Genomic DNA, 16,433 nt, shown 5'->3' with positions numbered 1-16,433 from the left:
CTTTCAGAACAGCGGTGCGAGTGGGCGCAGGACGCGCTCGCTGACACGCGCCAGGACCGAGCGCTGCTCCCACTCCTCGAGGGTGAGCTCATGGGCGTTGGTGAGGTCGGTGGCGAAGACCTGCTCCAGGTGCGCCGCGAAGTCGCGGTCGAAGATCTCGAGGTTGATCTCGAAGTTGCCGGTGAGGGACAGCCGATCGATGTTCGTCGTGCCGACGGTCGCCCACCGGCCGTCCACCGTCATGGTCTTCGCGTGGACCATGGCGCCCTGGTAGAGCCACAGGCGCACGCCACCGCGCAACAGCTGATCGTAGTGCCCGCGGGCCAGCCAGTCGGCGACGACGTGGTTGGAGACCGCCGGCACGAGCACCCGCACGTCGGCGCCGCGGCGGGCCGCGGCGAGCAGGGCCGCGAGGATCTCCGGGTCCGGGATGAAGTAGCCCTGGGTGATGAGGACGCGCTCGCGGGCCCGCCCGATGGCGTCGAGGTAGAGCCCCCGGATGGGGAAGACCAGCCGGGAGGGCGAGTTCCGGGCGGCCTGGATGCGGGCGTCCCACGAGCGGGCGCCGCCGTCGGGCAGCTCGGGGTGGTGCTCGCGCCGGTGCTCGTTCCAGAAGACGACGAAGGCGCTCTCCAGCTCCCACGCCGCCGGCCCCTCGACGCGCAGGTGGGTGTCGCGCCACTGGGTGGCGTACAGGGAGCCGATGTTGTAGCCGCCGACGAAGCCGGTCTCGCCGTCGACGACGAGGACCTTGCGGTGGTCGCGGCCGGTCTGGCGGGGGTTGAGCATGAGCAGGCCGGGCCGGATGATCGGGAAGCGCAGGACGTGCAGCGACTCCGGGAAGCGCAGGAAGCTCGGGGCGACGACGAGGTTGGCGAAGGCGTCGTAGACGACGTAGACCTGGACGCCGCGTGCGGCCGCCTCGACGAGGGCCTCCTTGAACTCCCGTCCGGTGTCGTCGCCCTTCCAGATGTAGCTCTCGAAGTAGACGTGGTGCTTCGCCCCGCGGATGGCCGCGAGCATGGCGTCGTAGAGGTCGACGCCGTACGTGTACGTCGTCACCTGGGAGCCGGCGACGGTGACCGTCGCGGGCTCGGTGCGGGGGAACTCCCCGTGCGGGGGTTCGCGGCGCTTGCGCAGCGAGTCGATGGTGAGGAGCGCGGCGACGACGGTGGCCTGGGCGGCGAGGAGCGCAGCACCGGCCCACAGCAGCGCCCGGGGCACCGCGAGCCGAATCGGGGGGCGCGCGTCGCTCGGCATGCGCCCAACTTAGGCCAGCCGGGCATCCCGCGTCGTGCCCGTGTCACCCGTGCGCTCGCCCCCGGCCGCCGGAAGGGACGATACTGCCGGGGTGATCGACCTCGACCTCGCCCGGGCACTGCGCGACGCCGGCCTGCGCTGGACGCCGCTGGCCGGGGACCAGTTCACCATCGAGGCGCCCGACCTGGCCGGTGAGGTGTTCACGCTCTCCGAGATGACCGTCGAGGCGCGGGAGTACCCCACGGGCACGATCCTCGGGTTCAACGGGACGACGGAGTGGGCGCTGGACTCGGTGAGCCTGGAGCAGGCGCTCTGGCTCCCGCGGGAGGACCAGCTCCGCGACCTGCTCGGCGGGGCGTTCCGCAGCCTGGAGCGCGACGACGACGGCATCTTCTGGGTGAGCGTCGCGGAGGGCGACGGCGAGCCGCGCACCGCCGCGGCCCGGGACGCGGCCGACGCGTACGCGCACGCGCTCCTCGCCGAGCTCGCCGCCGGCTGAGCTCGCCGCCGGCTGAGCCGCTCGGCCGGCGAGCCGGCCGCTGAGCCGGCCGGCGCAGGTGCGGGCACTAGACTCGCCAGCCATGTCGACCATCTCCTCCGCCGAGGTCGCCCGTGTGGCCGCCCTGGCCCGGATCGAGCTCACCGACGCCGAGGTCGAACGCCTCGCCGGGGAGCTCGACGTCATCGCCTCCGCGGTGACCCGGGTCAACGAGATCGCCACCGCGGACGTCCCGCCCACCAGCCACCCGATCCCGCTGACGAACGTCATGCGCCCGGACGTCGTCGTCGAGCCGCTCCCGGTGGCCGACGTGCTCGCCGGGGCCCCGGCCAGCGACGACGGCCGGTTCCTCGTCCCGCAGATCCTTGGGGAGGACGCATGAGCGCCGACCTCACCCGCACCAGCGCCGCCGACCTGGCCCAGCGCCTGGGCGCCGGCGACGTCTCCGCCGTCGAGGTGACGCAGGCCCACCTCGACCGGATGGCCGAGGTGGACGGCGCGGTGCACGCCTTCCTCCACGTCAACGCCGAGGAGGCCCTGGCCACGGCCCGCGAGGTCGACGCCGCCCGCGCCCGCGGGGACGAGCTGGCGACGCTGGCCGGCGTGCCCATCGCCGTCAAGGACATCATCGTCACCAAGGGCCAGCCCACCACGGCCGGCTCGAAGATCCTCGAGAACTGGGTCCCGCCGTACGACGCCACCCTGGTGGAGCGCCTGCGCGCCGCCGGGATGCCGATCCTCGGCAAGACGAACCTCGACGAGTTCGCCATGGGCTCGAGCACCGAGCACTCGGCCTACGGCGTCACGCGCAACCCCTGGGACCTTGACCGCATCCCGGGCGGGTCCGGGGGCGGCTCGGCGGCCGCCGTAGCCGCCTTCGAGGCGCCCCTGGCGATCGGGACGGACACCGGCGGGTCCATCCGCCAGCCGGCCGCCGTCACCGGCACGGTCGGCGTCAAGCCCACGTACGGCGGGGTGTCCCGGTACGGGCTCATCGCGCTCGCCTCGAGCCTGGACCAGGCCGGGCCGGTCTCCCGCAGCGTCCTCGACTCCGCGCTGCTCCACGAGGTCATCGGCGGGCACGACCCGCGCGACTCCACCTCGCTGCCGGACCCGGTGGGCGCCTTCGCCGCCGCGGCGCGCGGGGAGGACCTGCGCGGGATGCGGGTCGGGCTGGTCCGCGAGCTCGACACCGACGGCTACGACGACGGTGTGCGGAACAGCTTCCACGGGGCCCTGGACCTCCTGCGCCAGGCCGGCGCCGAGATCGTCGAGGTCTCCTGCCCGTCCTTCGACTACGCCCTCGCGGCGTACTACCTCATCCTCCCGGCCGAGGCGTCCTCGAACCTCGCGAAGTTCGACGGCATGCGCTTCGGCCTGCGGGTCGAGCCGACCGACGGCCCGCTGACCGCCGAGCGCGTCATGGCCGCCACCCGCGGCGCCGGGTTCGGCGACGAGGTGAAGCGCCGGATCATCCTCGGCACGTACGCGCTGTCCGCCGGGTACTACGACGCCTACTACGGCAGCGCCCAGAAGGTCCGCACCCTCATCCAGCGCGACTTCGCGGCGGCCTTCGCCCAGGCGGACGTCCTCGTCTCGCCCACGGCGCCGACGACGGCCTTCCGGTTCGGCGAGAAGCTCGACGACCCCATGGCCATGTACCTCAACGACATCGCGACCATCCCGGCGAACCTCGCCGGGGTGCCGGGGCTGTCGCTGCCCAGCGGCCTGAGCGACGACGGCCTGCCCGTCGGGTTCCAGGTGCTCGCGCCCGCCCGCCAGGACGAGCGGCTGTACCGCGTGGGCGGCGTCCTCGAGCGGATGCTCGAGGAGATCTGGGGCGGTCCGCTGCTGCGCCAGGCGCCGGAGCTGCCGACGAGCGTGAAGGAGATCGCCTCATGACCACCCCCGTGTCCTCCCCGCGCCTCGTGGACTACGACGACGCCATCGCCCGGTTCGACCCGGTCCTCGGCATCGAGGTGCACGTCGAGCTCGGCACCGCGTCGAAGATGTTCGACGGCGCCCCCGCCTCCTTCGGCGCCCCGCCCAACGCGCAGACCACCCCGGTGTCCCTCGGGCTGCCGGGGGCGCTGCCGGTGATCAACGCCGCGGCGGTGGAGTACGCCATCCGGATCGGGCTGGCGCTCAACTGCGAGATCGCGGAGACCTGCCGCTTCGCCCGGAAGAACTACTTCTACCCGGACGTGCCGAAGAACTTCCAGACGTCCCAGTACGACGAGCCGATCGCCCACGACGGCTACCTCGACATCGAGCTCGAGGACGGCACCAACGTGCGGGTGGAGATCGAGCGGGCCCACATGGAGGAGGACGCCGGCAAGAACAGCCACATCGGTGGCACCGGCGGCCGCATCCACGGCGCGGAGTACTCCCTCGTCGACTACAACCGCGCGGGCGTGCCGCTCGTGGAGATCGTCACCCGCCCCATTACCGGGCTGGGGGAGCGGGCGCCGGAGGTGGCGCGCGCCTACGTCCAGGCGCTGCGCGAGCTCTTCCGCACCCTCGGGGTCTCCGAGGCGAAGATGGAGCGCGGCAACGTGCGCGCGGACATCAACGTGTCCCTGCGGCCGAGCCCCGACGCGCCGCTCGGCACCCGCACCGAGACGAAGAACGTCAACAGCTTCCGCTCCATCGAGCGGGCGGTCCGCTACGAGATCTCGCGGCAGGCCGGCGTGCTCGACGCGGGTCTCGCCGTCGTCCAGGAGACGCGCCACTGGCACGAGGACAGCGGCACCACCTCGCCGGGACGCGTGAAGTCCGACGCCGAGGACTACCGCTACTTCCCCGAACCGGACCTCGTCCCGCTCGCGCCGAGCCGCGAGTGGGTGGAGGAGATCCGGGCGGGCCTGCCCGAGCTGCCCGGCGCGCGCCGTCGCCGGCTGCAGGACGCGTGGGGCTACACCGACGCCGAGATGCGCGACGCCGGCAACGCCGGCGCCGTCGACCTCATCGAGGCGACGGTCGCCGCCGGGGCGGACCCGGCCGCGGCCCGCAAGTGGTGGATGGGCGAGCTCGTCCGCACGGCGCGCGCGGACGGCGTCGCCCTCGAGGACCTCGCCATCACGCCCGCGCAGGTGGCCGAGCTGGCCACGCTCGTCGCCTCGGGCCGCATCAACGACAAGATCGCCCGTCAGGTCCTCGCCGGCGTCCTCGCCGGCGACGGCGGACCGGAGGAGATCGTCGTGGCCCGGGGGCTCGAGGTCGTCTCCGACGACGGCGCCCTCATCAGCGCGGTCGACGCCGCTCTGGCGGCGAACCCGGACGTGGCGGACAAGATCCGCGGGGGCAAGGTGCAGGCCGCCGGCGCGATCGTCGGGGCGGTCATGAAGGCGACGAAGGGCCAGGCGGACGCCGCCCGCGTGCGCGAGCTCATCATGGAGCGCGTGGGCTGAGCGCCCGGGCGGGGCGCTCGCGCCCGCCCGGCACCCGTACTGACGCCAAGGGCCCCCGTCCGCACCGGACGGGGGCCCTTGGCGTTGTCGGGGGGTCAGCGCAGCCAGCTGTTGCCGACCTTGGAGGCCCACCACTTGCCCAGGCCCCACTTGTCACCGGCGAGGGTGACGGCCGGGATGATGAGGAGGAGGGCCTCCACCCAGTGGGAGTCGGTGATGGGGTTCGTCCCGTGCTCGCCGACGAACGGCAGCGCCGCCAGGTACATGAAGAGCATGAGCAAGGTGCCCGTGACGGCGGCGATCTTCAGGCCGCAGCCGGTGATGAGGGCGACGCCGATGCCGAGCAGGCCCAGCATGAAGAGAAAGTCACCGAAGGGGTTCGCGAACAGCTCGAAGAACCCGGCGAACGGCCCCTCGATACCGCCGATGTATCCCTGGGCGGGGGTGCCGCCGTTGATCCAGGCGCGCTCGGCCGGGGTGGAGAACCCGAGGCCGAACAGCTTGTCGATGAACGCCCAGAAAAACACCCAGCCGATGATGATCCGGGAGACGGCGAGGGTCCGGCGGGCGCCCTCGCGGGTGACGATCTCCTCCATGTACATGGGCTTCGCCCCGGGGGACGTCGTACGGGCCGCGTTGCTCGTGCTCGTTGCCATGGTGCTCTCCTAGAGCGGTGTTGTCGGTGTCGGGCTGTTGGTGCAAGGGTCCCGCCCGAGTTGTCCGATTCCTGGGGCTAACGTCCTACCGGTCCCCGCGCCGGATTTCCGAATGCCCCGGAGCCGCGGAACGGCGCCATTCCGGTGGGGCGACGCCCGGGAAAGTCGCGCAGATTGCCCGCGGAAAACCCTTGACAGGTTTTCCCGATCGCACGGTGGCGGCGTTCCCGACGCCGTGACCGGCGGCGGGGCGTGTGGAAGGGTGGCCGGGTGGTCTCTCCCCAGGCGCTCAGCGAAGTTGACCGACGGACCGTCGCCGGGTGGGCCGCGGACTGCGCCGAGCGCGTCCTTCCGCTGTTCGAGGCCGAGGCGCCGGACGACGACCGCGCGCGTGACGCCATCGCTCGCGCGCGTGCCTTCGGGCGCGGCGAGCTGGGCGTCGCGGGTGAGATCCGGCGCCGGTTCGACGCGGTCCGCGCCGCGGCCTCCGCCCGTTCGCCCGCGGCCGCGGCCGCAGCGCGGGCGGCCGCGCAGGCTGCCGCCGTGGCGCACATGGGCGCGCACGCCCTGGGGGCGGCCGCCTACGCCGCAAAGGCGGCCGGGCTCGCCGCGCCCGGCGAGCCCGACGCGGTCGAGGACGAGGTCCGCTGGCAGCTCGCGCAGCTGACGCCGGAGGTCCGGGCCGCGCTGCGGTTGCTCCCGCCGCTCGGGGAGAACTCCTCCGGTCCCCTCGGGCCGGGGCTGCTCGCCTCCGGCGTCCTCGGCACGGTGATCCGGCAGATCCAGGCGGACCTGGCCGCAGGGTGAGCGGCAGGGCGCCCGGGCCACGCCGAGAACGAGGGCGACGACGGCGCGGGTGTCGTCGGGGTAGGCAGGGTCGAGGCCGCGCCGAGGCTCAGTCGAGGATCGCGGTCGCTTCCACCTCGACGAGGACGTCGGGCTCGAAGAGGTAGTCGACGCCGATCACCGACGTCGGCGGGGCCGGCTGCGGGAGGCCGATCTCCTCGCTCACCTGCGCGACGCCGGTCATGAAGGGCTCGATCTTGTCGGGCGTCCACGCGGTGACGTAGAAGGTGAGGCGGAGGACGTCGTCGAACGTGGCACCGGCGCCTGCCAGGCCGGCCGCCGTGTTGCGCAGCGCCTGGGCCACCTGGCCGGCGAGGTCACCGGGAGCGACCGGGGTGCCGTCGGCCAGGCGTGCGATCTGGCCCGCGACGTGGACGTGGCGGGTCCCGGTGCCCACCGCGACGTGGTGGTACGGGGAGGGCTGAGTCGTGCCCTCGGGGCTGAAGCGCTCAACGGCCATGGGGATAGTCCTCCTCGACGTCGTGGTGCCCAACGTAGACGGAGCCCGGAGCACGCGCAGGAACTAGCGAATTCAGCAGGAACTGGCGAACTCGGCAGGAACTGGCGAACTCGGGCACCTCGACACCGGCGAGTTCGCCACTCCGTGCCGAGTTCGCCAGTAGGAACTAGCGAACTCGGCACGAAACAGCGAACTCGGCACGAAACAGCGAACTCGGCGGGGCTGCTCCCCTCCGTGTCTCGCACGGTCGTCCGCGAGACCCAAGGGGACCTCGCCGCGGGGTGAGCGCCAGCGCCGTCTCGGCGCGCGAGTTATCCACAAAATGTCGCTGAGGTAGTGACATTCCGGAGAACCGCCTCTAGTTTCTCAGGCCTAGGGAGCGGTCGCGGCGTGGCGGCCGCCCCTAGCTGTTTGTGCGGTGCCTCAGGCTGGTCGACGGTTGTCGAGGACGGGTGCGCGGGGGAGGGGGCGCGGGTGAGCCAGGTCGCGCTGAACCAGGCCCCGTCGCTGCTCGAGGACGAGGTCCGGGAGCTCATCCGGCGTCGTGGGGTGGATCCCGCACGCGACGCCGAGGGCGTGCGCGCGCTCATCGCCGCCGCGGTCGCTGTCGCCGACCGGACGGTGCGCGCCGGCAAGGCCACGACCGACTCACGGCTGAAGCTCGACCCGACGCTGGACGCGGCGCTGATCGCCTCGGCGCAGAAGCACGCCGACTCCATCGACGCGGCGGTGGCGAGCGAGGACGCGGACCGGATCACCAACGCGACCTACCTGACCCCGCACCTGCTGGGCCTGCTCCGCCAGATGGGCGCGACACCGAAGGTCCGCCGCGAGGCGGGCGGCGCGGTGACATCCGCGAGCTCAGAAGCGCTCGCCCGGCTGCAGGTGCTCACGGGCGGGCGCGTCTAGGACGAACGCACTGAACGTTCGCTGCGAGGTGGCTCCGTGACTAGCGGTATGTCCGGCTCCACCTCAAGGTCCCGCCGCATGGCTTCGAAGGTCCAATCGATCCATTGCTTCATGTAACTCGCCGCAGCCTCGCGGCGCGGTTGCTCGTCGCCGTGATGGATAGCCAGGTACCACCCCATCACCTCACCTATGCCAGTGACCACCGAGGCCGACCCAAGGACCCGCACCGCCGCATGTGTGTTCGACAACTCCGGGATCACAGTGTCGAACTCGGGGTACTCGTCAAGCTCCAGCGGCCCTTCGGACGACATCTGGCGCCCCATCACCCCTAACACATTCATCTGCCGGACAGCCGCTGCGTAAGTCTCTTGGCGGAGGAGTCGGTTCTGGTGACGCCTCTCGCCCTTCTGACGCATCCTTTCCGTCGCGATCTGCCCGATGACGCCTACCGCGCCACCGATGAGGGCGCCGATAAGCGCGGCGATGCCCGCCGGTATGTCCGCGAGTCCTTGCCCCTCGGCGGCAGCAGCGACGGCGATGGTCGAGAGCATGGCGGTCACCGTACCGCTCGGTTAGGGCGGCGCGGCGCGGGACAACTCACCCCCCACGGGTTCCCGCAGGCACGGCGGCACAGCGGGTCAGGCAACACCGTGGTTACCTGCCCGGCGCTACCCAGGCGGGCAAGACCACCATGGTCAACGCCCTCGCCGGCGCCATCCCCGCGAGCGAGCGGATCATCACCTGCGAGGAGGTCTTCGAGCTGAAGGTGAGTGCTGGATTGCACAGGTGGAGCCCTGGTGTACACGCGTCAGTCGTTCGACCGTCAAGGCGAAGGTGCCGCGGTCGCGCGTCAGCTCGAGGACTGTCGCCGCCTAGCCGACCTGCGTGGGTGGCCCATCGTCGTCGAGCATCAGGACAACGACCGCAGCGCCGCAGGCACCACCACGCGGCCCGGCTTCGAGGCCCTCCTCTCCGACGTGGCAGCCGGCCGAGCCGGCGCTGTCATCGCTTGGAACCTCGACCGCCTCACCCGGAACCGGCGCGACACCGTGCGCCTCATCGAGACCTGCCAGGAGGCCGGCGCCACCATCGCCGTCGTCAGGGGCAGCGACCTCGACATGTCCACCCCCGCTGGCCGCATGACGGCCGACCTGCTCGCGGCTGTCGCCCGCAACGAGATCGAGACGAAGAGCGACCGGCAGCGGCGCGCCAACCTGCAGCGCGCCCAGGCCGGCAAGCCACCTCAGGGTCGCCGCGCGTTCAGGTACACCGCCGACGGCATGACAATCCTCGACGCCGAAGCGAACCTCATCCGCGCCGGCTACGACGTCCTCCTCGCCGGCGGCTCCCTGTCCTCGATCGCGCGCACGTGGAACGCCGCTGGGGTCGCGACCACGGCCGACGGGCGGTGGAACACGTCGAACGTTCGTCGCCTCCTCGCATCGCCCCGCTACGCCGCCGTGCGGATCCATCGCGGGGAAGTCCTCGGGCCCGGCACGTGGCCTGCCGTCGTGGAGGAGTCGACCTGGCGTGCCGCCGTCGCGCTCCTGACCGACCCGGCGCGTTCGACGGTCAAGGACCGGTCGATCAAGTACACGCTCACGCGCATCGCCACGTGCGCGAAGTGCGGGGCGAAGATGGCGACCGGCCGCACCCAGCACGGCGTTCGCACCTACCAGTGCTCGGGCGCGAAGCACCTGTCGGTGAAGGCCGCGGACGTCGACGAGTACGTCCACGCGCTCGTCGTGGCGCGCCTGGCGCGCCCGGACGCCGCCGAGCTCGTGCGCCCCTCATCGAACGTCGACGTGCCCGCGCTGCGAACGGAGGCGAACGCGCTGCGGGGCCGTCTGGACGAGGGGGCGCGCCTGTTCGCTGACGGGACGATCACGGGTGCGCAGCTCGCACGGATAAACGGGGACGTTGAGGCGGCCCTCGAGGTGGTCGAGCGGAAGATCGCGGCCGCGGGGGAGAGGGACGTCCTCGCCCGGTTCGTCGGTGCGGACGACGTGGCTGCGCTCTGGGGCCGGCTGGACGTCCTGACACAGCGTGCCGTCATCGACGCGCTGTTCTCGGGGATCGTGCTCCACTCGCCCGGGCGGGGCGCGAGGAACTTCCGGCCGGAATGCGTCGAGGTGCTGTGGCGCTAGACCACTTGCCATACACATAACGAGCGAAACGTGCACGGCCACCCCAGAACCCCGGAATCGCACCGCGCTACGGGCTGGTGGTACTACGTCGACCGCCGGGATAAGCGGTCACCGCACCAGCCCACGTTCCTTGCCCTGCACGGCGGGGTCGGGCTGTCGCTGGCGGTGTACGCCCGCCCGCGGCGCCTGCAGGCGGGGGAGTTGCCGAACTTGTCGCAGTTGCCGCCGGGATGGCTGGCCGCCGTCTGGCACGCTTTCCAGAGCCCCGCGCTGGGACTTGAGCTGTCGAAGAGCATTCCGATGAAGAGTTCGTACGGCGTCCGGTACATCCGCCGCAACTCGGCCGTCACCGCGCGCCGGGTTGCGAGGGCCTTGGCAATCGTCGCAGTCCACCCCAGCGACGACGACGCTGCCGGTCCCAGCCAACGCCGCCCGCCCTGTGCCGGTAGCGGTGTTGACCGACCGGAACCAGAGCAGCACGAACCAAGCCAGCCGACCGAGTGCAGCCAGGATGGCGACGATCACGACCAACGCCGGTGCCGTCTGTACCCCGTTGGCCCTCGTGCCCTCCTTCGCGATTCTCTTGGGTCCTGGCCGATGGCATGCGCTCGTTCTAGCGACGTCAGCCACCGCGGCTGCCACACTGGTTCTTCATACCGCGGGGGAGAGGATTGCTGCGAGTGACCTTCTTGTCATCCTTGCTGCCGGGCGTCCGTGACCTGCGCACGCCGTTCGCGGTCGGGGCCCTGTGGGTCCTTGCTGTGACCCTCCTCGTGTATCCGTCGAACGAGGAACTTCGCAAGTTCTCAGTGATAGAGAGTGCAGAGGGGGTATTCGCTGCCTTACCCGCCACGGTGCAGATCTCTTGCTTGTGCTTCGGTGTCTATCTCGCCGGTATGCTTGCGCATGGTCTGGGAGTGTGGCTCGGCCAATGGCTGATCGCGAGACCCGTCATCACCCGTTTGAACGAGGACGTCGGGCGGCTCCTCGGCCAGGAGAACCCGAGAGTCACGTTCCTCGTCCAGAGCGCGATCAATGCGAGGCTGAGGCCAATCTCAGACGTCTTAGCCAGCCTTGTGCCGGCCGGGTTTGTCATGGACGAGTTTGACTTGGCCTCGCTGCGGCTGAACAAGGAGAACCCTGAGCAGTACCAGCAGTACGATCGCGTGCGCGCGGAAGGTGAGTTTAGGCTCGGCGTGAGCATGCCGCTGCTGGCGGCTCTCCTGGTGGTTGGGTTCTTGCTGCCACCTTGGCCTGGTGCGGCTGTTTGTATATTAGGCTTCGGTGCGGCCATCGTAATCCTCGTGCAGGGCCTGCAGCACCGACGACAAGCCGACGAGTACATGGCGTCATCGATCTACTTCGGGCACACGTCAACGCCCATGTTTGATGCGCTGGTCGAGTCGGCGAAGAGCGAACTGCCCCCACGCCCAGACCGCATGCCGGGGCAAGAGCTCGCCTGGTTTTGCGACTTTCTCGCGGCGCGCAATTCGCTCGACCGGTATGGCGAGTTTTTGAGTAAAGTGGGCCATCCCAGCAAGTCGCGCGCGAATCTCCTTGGCGCCGCGGCCCCTTACATGGACAAACAGACGCGACGTATGATGAATCAGCTGTTCGACCTTGACGAAGTTTCGGATGCGGTGGCGCGCGCTGGAACGGATGGAACCGCTGGAAGCGGCTCGAAGCCTGTCACTGTCCGTTCTACTGACCTTTGACGGCTGGGGTGCCATCGAGGGGTAGCGCGACTCGAGGCGGTTCGTGGCAGCCACTGTTGCGGCGGCCGCTGACTCGCTCATGCGCCTTGACTCGCCTGGGCGGGCGCAAGGCCAGCCCAACCTCGAGGGCGCGGGCGAGGCCGCGCTGCATTGCTTCCGGAGTTAGGGGTACGTAGGAGCGATATCACGCCAATCACATCGGCTCGAGGAACTGCCAGTCGACGGCGGAGACTGGTGGCCGGGCGGCGAGGCCCACCCAGCCGCCTTCCAGCGGCTCGGGCCTGCCCCTCTCGTCGTGTTGCTCGCGGACGAGGCGGGGCCCCGGTGTTCCCGTCGGGCCGCCGCGAGCCAGGCCCGTACGCTGATCGCACCTACGTTCGCGTTGTGCGTGCGCACAAGCCGCTGGAAGAGGCCATTCGGATCGCCCCGACGTAGATATCGCGGCGCATTGGTGCGCCATTTGTTCGGCGGGTGACGGGACCGCCTACCATCGCGGCCATGACGACGTACCGCCGACGAGGGCACTACCGCCGCAGCCGCACCGGAGGCCCCGTGTGGGTGAGTGAGCACACCGTCTCCCGGGCGGGTGGCCCGTCCGGTGGCCAAGTCCGGCCCCTCGTGCCCGCGCAACGTTCCTCCTCGCTCGCCCGCTGGATTGCGCCTAACGCTTCGTGTCCGGTCTGCGGTGCCGCGGTCTACTTCTACGCCAACGAGTACGGCAGCCGCGTTTACTTCGACGAGTTAGGCCCGCCGTGGCCCAAGCACCCCTGTACCAGCCAGCACGAGTTGGCCAGAGTGGTGCCCGCTGGTTCTGTCGTCCCGACTGTGAGGCACGGTGGTGGCGGCGGGATGCCCGCGCTGACCCGGCTAGGGAGGCCGCTCGTCGTGGAGTTGGTGCGCCCCGGTGCCCGTGGCACGCTCCTGCGTCTGCGCTCGCTACAGCCTGGCGGACAGGCCAAGATCTGGCGCTCTGACAAGGACCTTGCCGTGTCCTCCGGGCAGATCGTCTTCGTCAGCGCAGACGTGATGTCGTACATCGACATGGCGAGGATGGAGCCGGCCTCAGCGCCCCTGCGGTACCTGAACGGTTACACCGACCCGCTGTTACAGCGGATCTTCGGCTTCCTGGGACGTTGAGCACCCAAGGTAGATGGTCGGCGCACCGCGACCAACCCCCGCGCACAGGAGGCGATCGCGGTGTGCGCCCGGCGTCGCTAACTTACCCCTCGCGGGACGCGGTATAGCTCAACGGCTAGTGCTCGAAGCGGGAGCTCTTGTCGATCGCAAGCGGATCGTGCTGGTGCACGCCGTGCCTCTGGGCCCGGCGGCTTGCACGCCAGGCGGACTCGCCTAGAGAGAACGGGCGCGGCGACATCGACGCCTACGCGGCCAGGTGCGGCACTCGGGAGCAGGCCATCGCTTTTGCCCGCGAGGTCCTCGCCCACGTCGAGGACCCGGGCTCCTACCAGATCGTCATTCAGGAGTAGCGGCTGGCTCGTGTGCGCTGGTGCTAGGAGGTCAGCTCGAGGGCGTTCTTGACGGTGTAGGACGCCTCGTCGGTGACACTCGGGCTGAAGTCTGGTCGTCCGTTCGGCCAGACGGTGAACTCCTGGGCAAAGCCGTCCACGCTCCACACGAACGACTGCCCCACGGGGCTGCCGGTCGCCCACACGCCGACGAGCGGGTCGCCGGAGGGGTAGGTGAACTCGATGGCGATGTACGTCAGCGGGTCCCCATACTCCTCGGTCGTGTAGGCAGCGTTGCGCAGGTAGGTCAGGGGCCCGTCCTCGGCACCATCGAGGATCCGCTCGGCGAACTCGGCCTCGATCTGGAAGACGCCCGGCGGCAGGGTCGCCTCGGGCTCCACGGGGTCCGGGGTGAGGGTGGGCACAGGAGACGGGGTGGGCTCTGGCACCGTCGTCGTCTCCTCCTGTGTCGCCGTCGGCTGTGCCTGCGGCTCCGCGTCCTCCTCGTCCTCCGGCAGGAAGGGATTGATCACCAGGCAGAGGGCGAAGAACCCGATTAGGGCGCGGTAGCGCTTCTTGCTGTGCCACTTCCGGTCGGTGCTCTGACGGTTCAGCCCGGCCTCGCCGGTGTTCAGGTCTTGCTCGTTGCTCACGCAGTTCAGTCCAGTCGTTATCAGCGGGCAGGAATCCGGGTTCGGTCAATTCTGCTACCCGCGCCGGTGGTGGCGGCGAAGCCAGGACCCTATACCGTCACCGGTTGCCTCAGGTGGCCCGTCTCGCCGGAGCCAGCCGTCAGGGTCGAACTGCGCCAGCCATGAGGCAGCGACGTCGTCCTCGCGGACGGGCTCGCCACTCGGCAGGTACGTCCGTACGTTGCTCATGAGTGCCGTACGCGTGCGACCAGAACGCCGGAGATCGGCGGCATAGGTTACAGATGCGCGAACCTAACTTATTCGGCGGAGGGATGGTCCTGGATGCCACGGATGGTGCGACGAGCAGGGCCTGGGGGAGTCGCCAGGTTTGCAACTCTATCGACGTCCAACTGTCGAGCGCGCTAGTTATTTCGCCTCTGGACGCGAGGCCATTAGGCGTCCCGCCAGTCCTTGGCCGCATCGACAGCGATGCGACCGACCTGTCGGTGGGCGGCAAGACCGCGCCGGGGGCTTTCGTCCAGCTCCGATTCACGGGCGACTCCGGGAGGTTGCGCCTTCACGCAGTGCTACGAGCAGCCTAGAGGCGTCGACGTGGCCGGCCGCCGCGGGACGCTCCAGCCACAGCATGGCCTCTCCGAAAACGCCTCCGATGGCCTGCAACTTGCCGAGCTCGAACATGGCTTCGACATTGCCCGCGTTGGCAGCGGCTAGCCATCCTCGCCTTGCCAGGTCGAGTCTGCCAACGTTCGCGTGGAAGTTGGCCGTGGCCATGCTTGATGCGGAAACGACGGCAGCGGCCTGGCTATCTGGATCGAAGTCCAGGTCGCGCACCATGGTTGCCGCGTTGCTATTGCCGGCTCGAGCGGCCTTAGCGAGCCACTTCCTTGCGAGTGATGTCTCGCCCTTGATTCTAAAGAGGTAGCCGAGGTAGGCCATCGCGTCGACGTGGCCGGCAAGAGCGGCGTTCTCGTACCAGTACATCGCCGAGGTGACACTGCCACGTTTTAGATAAGCGATGGCCAGGTTGAACATCCCGTCAGGGATACCCGCTTTGGCGGGTAGCGTGAGGAGTGCAATGGCCTCATTTTCCTGACCGCGGTCGATGAGGTCGGCACCGTGGTCCACCATCGCCGTGAGTTGAAAGGAGTTGGGCTCCGGGTTCGGCTCGCGGATCGCTATCGGCGGTGTCTTCCGCGAAAACCATCCCATGTGCACTCCAGAAAGCTAAGGGTGTATCACCGGCTCGAGTCGTCCCGGGAAGGACGAACACCCCGAACCTATCGGACCCGATGTGGTCTGCGGGGTGAATGCCCTGGCGCGATGCTGGCACCGTCCTAGGTGGCGACCGAGGGCCGGGGCCGAGGCGGCGCAATGAGGGACGTCCTCCAAAGATGTGTGTTCTACCAGCGCACTCTCTGCCGCTGGCGAACCGCGACGTCGTCGCCCTGCAGTGCCGCCAGCCCAAACTCGAAGGGGCCGGCAAGGTCCCGCTGCGCCGGCTCGTAGGAGCCAGTCGCAGAGGGCGTCCACTCGGCGGACGCCCTCAGGTCAGAATCCTCGGCCACGCGACGCCCGTGTGGCGTGTAGGTGCGCACGATGTGCTACCCGCTTGGCACGAAGCCACCCCAAGCGGGTCGCCTAAGGTGCCGCCGTGCCCGTGGGGACGTAGCCCACTTGCACGGAACGGATCTGTGACGACTTTAAGACGACTCGTTCCCACTTGGCGGGCACGACGCCTGGAGATGCGCGTTCGCTGGTCCTCATGTGCCCGTGCAAGATAAGTTCGCGATCATCGCCCGTGCCGGAACCGTAGCCGCGCACCCTCCCAATCCACCACGAGCCGTCTTGCATGGTAACGCGAGCCACAGGAAGGTGACCGGCCGGGCACTCGACTCGGAACACCTGGTTCCACGCGGGCCGTTCAACAATGGTTGCGGGCGCCCCGGCCGCGCGGAGCCAATCAAATATGAAGACGAGGCCGCACGCCAGGCCGGCGGTAGCCGTCACCATGGCATACACGGGGAGGATGTCCTGCCATGCAGCTTCACGCGGCACACCTCGAAGCACCAGATGCCAGGGGAGCGCCAGGATAATCGCTGCTACCGTCGTGAAAACCGCGGACGCCAGTACCGTGCTGCTGGCCTCGTGGAAAGCTGAACGCTCAGTCCGGGGCCGTCGGCGATCGCTAAGGATTTGATAGGTGAGTCCAGGAGCAACAAGCAAGCCGAATACGATGACTGTTGCCACACCGTTAGGGATCACGCGAACGTTTTAGTCGTCGTCGTCAACGAACTCGTCGGCAGACATTTCGGTGCCTTTGCCTGTTTGGTTCCCACCTATGAGGTCCAGCCCTTTTTCGCTAAACTCGAGGTCTTGCTTATCGGACGTTCGCCGGTCTTCGTTCTGGGGGGT

General features: G+C 69.6%; 16 protein-coding genes. 9 read left to right on the top strand and 7 right to left on the bottom strand.

Features of this window, described 5'->3' with window-relative positions:
- Positions 1 to 3: 3 nt before the first annotated feature.
- Positions 4 to 1,260: a phospholipase D-like domain-containing protein gene (locus EBO36_RS11420; protein ID WP_122824734.1), complete on the bottom strand. Its 1,257-nt coding sequence runs from the start codon at positions 1,258 to 1,260 to the stop codon at positions 4 to 6.
- Positions 1,261 to 1,351: 91 nt separating this feature from the next.
- Here EBO36_RS11420 and EBO36_RS11415 point away from each other — a divergent pair, with 91 nt between their 5' ends.
- The 4 genes from EBO36_RS11415 to gatB all read left to right on the top strand — a co-directional run bounded on the left by EBO36_RS11415 (position 1,352) and on the right by gatB (position 5,169).
- Positions 1,352 to 1,759, top strand: coding sequence for a pilus assembly protein CpaE (locus EBO36_RS11415; RefSeq protein ID WP_122824733.1), 408 nt, complete (start codon positions 1,352 to 1,354; stop codon positions 1,757 to 1,759).
- A gap of 82 nt (positions 1,760 to 1,841) precedes the next feature.
- Positions 1,842 to 2,141 (top strand): Asp-tRNA(Asn)/Glu-tRNA(Gln) amidotransferase subunit GatC, encoded by a 300-nt coding sequence (gene gatC / locus EBO36_RS11410; protein WP_122824732.1) that lies wholly within the window; start codon positions 1,842 to 1,844, stop codon positions 2,139 to 2,141.
- Positions 2,138 to 3,661: an Asp-tRNA(Asn)/Glu-tRNA(Gln) amidotransferase subunit GatA gene (gene gatA, locus EBO36_RS11405; protein ID WP_122824731.1), complete on the top strand. Its 1,524-nt coding sequence runs from the start codon at positions 2,138 to 2,140 to the stop codon at positions 3,659 to 3,661. Before gatC ends, gatA begins: the two co-directional genes overlap by 4 nt.
- Positions 3,658 to 5,169: an Asp-tRNA(Asn)/Glu-tRNA(Gln) amidotransferase subunit GatB gene (gatB, locus tag EBO36_RS11400; protein ID WP_122824730.1), complete on the top strand. Its 1,512-nt coding sequence runs from the start codon at positions 3,658 to 3,660 to the stop codon at positions 5,167 to 5,169. Before gatA ends, gatB begins: the two co-directional genes overlap by 4 nt.
- A 95-nt stretch (positions 5,170 to 5,264) precedes the next feature.
- On the opposite strand, the gene EBO36_RS11395 is transcribed toward gatB, so the two are convergent.
- Complete coding sequence (locus tag EBO36_RS11395; protein ID WP_164471456.1) at positions 5,265 to 5,825, bottom strand: DoxX family protein; 561 nt, start codon at positions 5,823 to 5,825, stop codon at positions 5,265 to 5,267.
- Between the two features lie 270 nt (positions 5,826 to 6,095).
- Here EBO36_RS11395 and EBO36_RS11390 point away from each other — a divergent pair, with 270 nt between their 5' ends.
- On the top strand, positions 6,096 to 6,632 hold the full coding sequence (locus EBO36_RS11390) for a putative immunity protein (protein WP_122824728.1): 537 nt from the start codon (positions 6,096 to 6,098) through the stop codon (positions 6,630 to 6,632).
- 88 nt (positions 6,633 to 6,720) lie between these two features.
- On the opposite strand, the gene EBO36_RS11385 is transcribed toward EBO36_RS11390, so the two are convergent.
- Positions 6,721 to 7,131, bottom strand: a complete 411-nt coding sequence (locus EBO36_RS11385) for a RidA family protein (RefSeq protein ID WP_122824727.1) — start codon at positions 7,129 to 7,131, stop codon at positions 6,721 to 6,723.
- 474 nt (positions 7,132 to 7,605) lie between these two features.
- Between EBO36_RS11385 and EBO36_RS11380 the strand changes: the two genes are divergently transcribed.
- A complete protein-coding gene (locus EBO36_RS11380) occupies positions 7,606 to 8,040 on the top strand; it encodes a terminase small subunit (protein WP_122824726.1) in 435 nt (144 codons plus the stop codon).
- On the opposite strand, the gene EBO36_RS11375 is transcribed toward EBO36_RS11380, so the two are convergent.
- Positions 8,037 to 8,591, bottom strand: coding sequence for a hypothetical protein (locus tag EBO36_RS11375; RefSeq protein WP_164471455.1), 555 nt, complete (start codon positions 8,589 to 8,591; stop codon positions 8,037 to 8,039). The two genes, EBO36_RS11380 and EBO36_RS11375, sit on opposite strands and share 4 nt — an antisense overlap.
- 246 nt (positions 8,592 to 8,837) lie before the next feature.
- Here EBO36_RS11375 and EBO36_RS11370 point away from each other — a divergent pair, with 246 nt between their 5' ends.
- From EBO36_RS11370 to EBO36_RS15375, 3 genes are all read left to right on the top strand, one after another.
- On the top strand, positions 8,838 to 10,187 hold the full coding sequence (locus tag EBO36_RS11370; RefSeq protein ID WP_164471454.1) for a recombinase family protein: 1,350 nt from the start codon (positions 8,838 to 8,840) through the stop codon (positions 10,185 to 10,187).
- 680 nt (positions 10,188 to 10,867) lie between these two features.
- Positions 10,868 to 11,902, top strand: a complete 1,035-nt coding sequence (locus tag EBO36_RS11365) for a hypothetical protein (RefSeq protein ID WP_122824723.1) — start codon at positions 10,868 to 10,870, stop codon at positions 11,900 to 11,902.
- A 498-nt stretch (positions 11,903 to 12,400) separates the two neighbouring features.
- Positions 12,401 to 13,039 (top strand): hypothetical protein, encoded by a 639-nt coding sequence (locus EBO36_RS15375; RefSeq protein ID WP_164471453.1) that lies wholly within the window; start codon positions 12,401 to 12,403, stop codon positions 13,037 to 13,039.
- A gap of 373 nt (positions 13,040 to 13,412) precedes the next feature.
- Here the strand turns inward: EBO36_RS15375 and EBO36_RS11350 are convergent, their stop codons facing one another.
- The 3 genes from EBO36_RS11350 to EBO36_RS15995 all read right to left on the bottom strand — a co-directional run bounded on the left by EBO36_RS11350 (position 13,413) and on the right by EBO36_RS15995 (position 16,268).
- The gene (locus EBO36_RS11350) at positions 13,413 to 14,021 is read right to left on the bottom strand and encodes a hypothetical protein (RefSeq protein WP_122824720.1); all 609 of its coding nucleotides are present in this window, start codon (positions 14,019 to 14,021) and stop codon (positions 13,413 to 13,415) included.
- 528 nt (positions 14,022 to 14,549) lie between these two features.
- Positions 14,550 to 15,230, bottom strand: coding sequence for a tetratricopeptide repeat protein (locus EBO36_RS11345; protein ID WP_164471452.1), 681 nt, complete (start codon positions 15,228 to 15,230; stop codon positions 14,550 to 14,552).
- 429 nt (positions 15,231 to 15,659) lie between these two features.
- Entirely contained in the window at positions 15,660 to 16,268 is a 609-nt protein-coding gene (locus EBO36_RS15995) for a DUF6338 family protein (protein WP_222928715.1), read from the bottom strand.
- Positions 16,269 to 16,433 lie beyond the last annotated feature (165 nt).

It is taken from the genome of Georgenia faecalis (assembly GCF_003710105.1).
Taxonomy (GTDB): domain Bacteria; phylum Actinomycetota; class Actinomycetes; order Actinomycetales; family Actinomycetaceae; genus Georgenia_A; species Georgenia_A faecalis.
The sequence above is the reverse complement of the archived record's forward strand: the minus strand, read 5'-3'. Positions and strand labels throughout refer to the sequence as shown.

Bases quoted from the DNA above. Each gene is read 5' to 3' on its own strand.
- EBO36_RS11420 (WP_122824734.1), bottom strand. From the start codon at position 1,260: ATGCCGAGCGACGCGCGCCCCCCGATTCGGCTCGCGGTGCCCCGGGCG.
- gatC (WP_122824732.1), top strand. From the start codon at position 1,842: ATGTCGACCATCTCCTCCGCCGAGGTCGCCCGTGTGGCCGCCCTGGCC.
- gatA (WP_122824731.1), top strand. From the start codon at position 2,138: ATGAGCGCCGACCTCACCCGCACCAGCGCCGCCGACCTGGCCCAGCGC.
- gatB (WP_122824730.1), top strand. From the start codon at position 3,658: ATGACCACCCCCGTGTCCTCCCCGCGCCTCGTGGACTACGACGACGCC.
- EBO36_RS11395 (WP_164471456.1), bottom strand. From the start codon at position 5,825: ATGGCAACGAGCACGAGCAACGCGGCCCGTACGACGTCCCCCGGGGCG.
- EBO36_RS11385 (WP_122824727.1), bottom strand. From the start codon at position 7,131: ATGGCCGTTGAGCGCTTCAGCCCCGAGGGCACGACTCAGCCCTCCCCG.
- EBO36_RS11375 (WP_164471455.1), bottom strand. From the start codon at position 8,591: ATGCTCTCGACCATCGCCGTCGCTGCTGCCGCCGAGGGGCAAGGACTC.
- EBO36_RS15375 (WP_164471453.1), top strand. From the start codon at position 12,401: ATGACGACGTACCGCCGACGAGGGCACTACCGCCGCAGCCGCACCGGA.
- EBO36_RS11345 (WP_164471452.1), bottom strand. From the start codon at position 15,230: ATGGGATGGTTTTCGCGGAAGACACCGCCGATAGCGATCCGCGAGCCG.